Annotated in this window: 4 protein-coding genes; 3 read left to right on the forward strand and 1 reads right to left on the reverse strand. The window is 70.2% G+C overall.

Features of this window, described 5'->3' with window-relative positions:
* Positions 1-115: 115 nt before the first annotated feature.
* Positions 116-1450, reverse strand: a complete 1335-nt coding sequence (locus ABD172_RS01130; protein WP_344306157.1) for an amidohydrolase — start codon at positions 1448-1450, stop codon at positions 116-118.
* A 679-nt stretch (positions 1451-2129) separates the two neighbouring features.
* On the opposite strand from ABD172_RS01130, the gene pdhA reads away from it, so the two are divergent.
* From pdhA to ABD172_RS01145, 3 genes are all read left to right on the forward strand, one after another.
* Positions 2130-3281: a pyruvate dehydrogenase (acetyl-transferring) E1 component subunit alpha gene (gene pdhA / locus ABD172_RS01135; protein WP_344306158.1), complete on the forward strand. Its 1152-nt coding sequence runs from the start codon at positions 2130-2132 to the stop codon at positions 3279-3281.
* On the forward strand, positions 3278-4348 hold the full coding sequence (locus ABD172_RS01140; protein WP_425546634.1) for an alpha-ketoacid dehydrogenase subunit beta: 1071 nt from the start codon (positions 3278-3280) through the stop codon (positions 4346-4348). The genes pdhA and ABD172_RS01140 overlap by 4 nt, the downstream gene beginning before the upstream one ends.
* Positions 4349-4363: 15 nt before the next feature.
* Positions 4364-4925 (forward strand): biotin/lipoyl-containing protein (locus ABD172_RS01145; RefSeq protein WP_344306159.1); only part of this gene is annotated, 562 nt, incomplete at its 3' end.

The raw sequence follows: 4925 nt of genomic DNA on the forward strand, positions 1-4925 counted from the left end.
GGGGCGCCTCGGCGGTGGTGGCGGCGAGTTCCAGACGTCATGGTGAGTTCCGTTCGTGGAGCGTGCGCCACGTCGGGAAATCGCCAGTGTGTCTGGAACTCGCTCCCGGGCACCTTCAGCCCAGGAACTCCAGAGCCGTCGCGATGACGGCTTCGGTCCCGGCCTGCAGGGTCGGGTCCTGGACGGGGGCGAAGTACGGGGAGTGGTTGCCGGGTGCGCTCTCGGCATCGGCGAAGCCGCCGAGGAACCAGAAGGTGTACGGCGTACCGAACGCGGCCGGGATGTGGTGGAAGTCCTCGGAGCCGGTGGACGCCTCGGGAGGGAGGATCGCCTCGGGTCCGAAGTGGGCGGCGAGAGCCGCGGTGACCCGCTCGGCGGTGGGGACGTCGTTCGTGGTGACGGGGCCGCGGAGCCAGTCGAAGTCGGGCTCCTGCGGAGAGCCCGAGGCGGCACACTCCGCACGGACGATCCGCTCGATGGCGTCCTTGAGCGTGTCGGCGACCTCGTCCGTGTAGGCCCGGACCGAGAGCATGAGCGTCGCGCGGTCGGGGATGATGTTCGCCTTGTTGCCGGCCTGCACCGCGCCGACGGTGATGACGCCGAAGGTGCCCGGCTTGAGTTCGCGGGACACGATCCCCTGGAGGCGCACGACGATCTGCGAGGCGAGGAGGACCGGGTCGACCGCGAGGTTCGGCATCGACCCGTGGCCGCCCGCGCCGTACACCGTGATGGTGCCGGTCTGGGCGCCGGACATCGCCGGGCCGGGAACGACGTTGAAGGTACCGGCCGGTGCGCCCATGACGTGCTGACCGAACGCGAAGTCGGGAGCCGGGATCGCCTCGGTGAGGCCCGCGGCCACCATGGACTTCGCTCCCGCGCCGATCTCCTCGCCCGGCTGGAAGAGGGCGATGAAGGTGCCCGACCAGTGCTCGCGGCCCTTCGCCATGAGTTCCGCGGCGCCGAGGAGCGTCGTCACGTGCACGTCGTGGCCGCACGCATGCATGGTGCCGACCTCGAGGCCCTCGGGGTTGATCGCCTTCGCGGTGGAGGCGTAGGGCAGCCCGGTGAGTTCGGTGACGGGCAGCCCGTCGAAGTCCGCGCGGAACAGCACGGTCGGTCCTTCGCCATTGCGGAGCACCGCCGTGACACCGCCGCCGAGCTCGGTGATCTCGAAGGCGTTCATCGCCTCGAGGCGGCGGACGATCTCCGCGCGGGTCTGCTCCTCCTCCATCGAGAGCTCGGGGTGCTGGTGGAACCACTCGTACGCGGGTTTCATCCACGCGAGGGCGTCCGCGACCGGCGCGAGGACGGCCGCGAGGGCGGGATTCGGGGAGGCGGTGGCGGCGCCGGCGGAGGTGGCGGGTGCGGCCGGGGTTGCGGAGGCGGGGGCGGCCGTGGCGCCGGCCGGGTTCGGCGAACCGACGGGCGCCTCGGGCGGGGTGAGGGTCATAGAGAGTGAGGTCCTGTGGTTCGGGGATGGGGATGTGAGGGTGCTCCTACTCTATTCCCCTCTGTTGTTCCCTCTCCTGCCCACCACCCCGGCACCTTCTCAGCCGCCCCCTCTCGCCCCCTCTCGCCCCCGCCGAGGTTCCCCGCCGAGGTGCCCCGGGGCGAGTTCCAGACACTCTGGTGATTTCCCCTCACCGAGCGCGATCCACGTCCGGAAATGATCACGGCGTCTGCAACTCGCCGCGCGCCCACCCCCGAAGCTCCGACGTCCGAGCAATTGTCACGGCCTCACAAGGGGTTTCAGGCCCCACCTGGGGAGCGCGACGAACCTGCAGGAGCGGTGCCTACCGTGGACATCACGGTCGGTGACGAGCCGACCGGAGCCGGTCCCTACCGGCTCGTCAGAGTTTCCGCTAGCGTGTGACCACAATGTGAAACAGCCCACCCGAACGTGTCCCCACGTGTTCGGCCACGGCCGGCGGCCGACCGGGCCCACCGGGACTTCGGACCTCCCGGAAGACCCCGGGTCCACCGAGGATCCGGGACTCCCCGGGAGGCCGCCTCGCACGAAGCTCCACCACACGAACGGAGGGCGCCGCCGCACACGCGTGGTGACGCCCGTCGACACCTGCGGAATCACCGGAGATCCCGAGGATCCGCTCAGGCGATTGGAGTGAGGAATGACCTCATACATCGATCACGATCAGCCACCGCTGTTCGACAGTGATCCCGAACCCCGTATGATCCGGATGCTCACGCCCGACGGCGTGCGTGTGCCGTCCGGCGAGTACGACGGATTCGCAGCGGAACTGGGCGACGAGGACCTCCGCGGCTTCTACGAGGACATGGTGCTCATGCGCCGTGTCGACGCCGAGGGCACCGCCCTCCAGCGGCAGGGACAGCTTGGCCTGTGGGTCCCGCTGCGTGGCCAGGAGGCGGCACAGATCGGTCTCGGCCGGGCTCTGCGCCCCCAGGACTTCGTCTTCCCCACCTATCGCGAACACGCACTCGCGTGGACCCGCGGCCTCCAGCCCGAGGCGATCCTCGCCCTCCTGCGCGGCCAGACCCACGGTGGCTGGGACCCGCAGGAGCACAACTTCCACGTGTACTCGATCGTCATCGGTTCGCAGACCCTCCACGCGACCGGCTACGCGATGGGTGTGTCCCTCGACGGCGCTGTCGGCACGGGAGACCTCGAGCGCGACACGGCGACGGTCGCGTGCTTCGGCGACGGTGCCTCGAGCCAGGGTGACGTCTCCGAGGCGCTCACCTTCGCCGGCGCCTTCAACGCTCCGGTCCTCTTCTTCTGCCAGAACAACCAATGGGCGATCTCCGAACCCACGTCCGTGCAGACGAAGGTGCCGCTGTACCGACGCGGCGAGGGCTTCGGTGTGCCGGGTGTCCGCGTCGACGGCAACGACGTCCTCGCGATGTACGCGGTTGCCCGTGCCTGCCTCGAGAGCATCCGTACCGGCCATGGACCCCTTCTCATCGAGGCGTTCACGTACCGCATGGGCGCGCACACCACCGCCGACGACCCGACGAAGTACCGGTCCGAGGCCCTCACCGAGGAGTGGGCGGCGAAGGACCCGATCGACCGTCTGCGCACGTACCTCGAGACCGACACGGACACCGACGAGGCGTTCTTCGCCGAGGTCGACGCCAAGGCCGATGCGTTCGCCGAACGGATCCGCGCGAACACCCTCGCGATGGACCCGCCGCCGGCCGAGCAGATCTTCGACCACACCTACGCAGAACCCCACCGGCTCGTCGAGGAGGAGAAGGCCGAGTACCTCGCCTACCTCGACTCCTTCGAGGAGGCCGAGAAGTGAGCGCCCCCACCGATATTCCGGCACAGCCCGGCACCCCCGCCACCGCCGAGGCGCCCCGCACCTCCGCGGGCGCCGGCACCGAGAGCCCCGGCACCGTCACCCTCCCGCTCAGCAAGGCCATCACGGCGGGTCTGCGGAAGGCGATGGAGGACGATCCGAAGGTTCTCCTCTACGGAGAGGACATCGGCAAGCTCGGCGGCGTGTTCCGCGTGACCGAGGGTCTGCAGAAGGACTTCGGGGAGCACCGCGTCATCGATTCGCCGCTCGCGGAGTCCGGCATCGTCGGCACCGCGATCGGCCTCGCGATCCGCGGGTACAAGCCGGTCGTCGAGATCCAGTTCGATGCCTTCATCTTCCCGGCCTACGACCAGATCGTCACCCAGTTGGCCAAGCTGCACGCCCGCACCCACGGTGCGGAGAACGTTCCGGTCGTCATCCGCGTGCCCTACGGCGGCGGTATCGGTTCGCCCGAGCACCACGGTGAGAGCCCGGAGACGGTGTTCGCACACCACGCGGGCCTGCGCATCATGGCGCCGTCGACCGCGCACGACGCCTACTGGATGATCCAGGAGGCCATCGCGAGCCCCGATCCGGTGATGTTCTTCGAGCCGAAGCGGCGGTACTGGCTGCGCGGCGAGGTCGATCTCGAGAACCGGGGTGCGGCCCCCGACCGCGCGCAGGTCGTGGCCACCGGCACCGACTGCACCCTCGTCACCTACGGTCCGCTCATGCCGACCGCGATCGACGCGGTGTCCGCTGCGGCACAGGACGGTACGAGCATCGAGCTCATCGACCTGCGGTCCATGAACCCGATCGACTTCGACACGATCGAGGAGTCCGTGAAGCGCACGGGGCGGCTCGTCGTCGCCCACGAGGCACCGGTGTTCCTCGGGCTCGGAGCGGAGATCGCCGCGCGCATCTCCGAACGCTGCTTCTTCCACCTCGAGGCGCCCGTCGTCCGGGTCGGGGCGTTCCACGCGCCCTACCCGGGTTCGAAGCTCGAACACCACTACCTGCCCGACCTCGACCGCATGCTCGACGGCGTCGACCGTGCGATGGCGTACTGAGAGGAGCCGGACAGCATGACTGCAGATATCTCTTCGTCGACACAGGACTTCGCGCTTCCGGACGTGGGAGAGGGTCTCACCGAGGCCGACATCGTGAGCTGGAAGGTCGCCCCCGGCGACACCGTCACGGTCAACCAGGTGCTCGTCGAGATCGAGACGGCGAAGTCGCTCGTCGAACTCCCGAGTCCCCAGGCCGGCACGATCGCCGCGCTCCTCGTGCCCGAGGGCGAGACCGTCGACGTCGGCACCCCGATCGTCCGCTTCGGTGACGCGGGTGCCGCCGGTTCCGACGGCGAGGGAGCCTCCGCCGCTGCGGCCACGGCACCCACCGCCGAGGCGCCCTCCGGCACCGCGGACGCGGCACCGTCCGACTCCGAGGAGTCGGGCCCCAACCTCGTCGGCTACGGCGCGAAGGGCGGATCGAAGACCCGACGGGCGCGCCGACGACCGGGGACGAGCCCGGTGGCCCCGCCGGCCGCGGCGACCACCTCGGAGGACGCGGCGGCGACGACACCCGTGGACCCGAGCGGGGCCTCGGCGGGCGACGGTGCGGGCACCGCCGGGTCCGGGACCCGGC

Source organism: Brevibacterium samyangense (assembly GCF_039529845.1).
Classification (GTDB): Bacteria; Actinomycetota; Actinomycetes; order Actinomycetales; family Brevibacteriaceae; genus Brevibacterium; species Brevibacterium samyangense.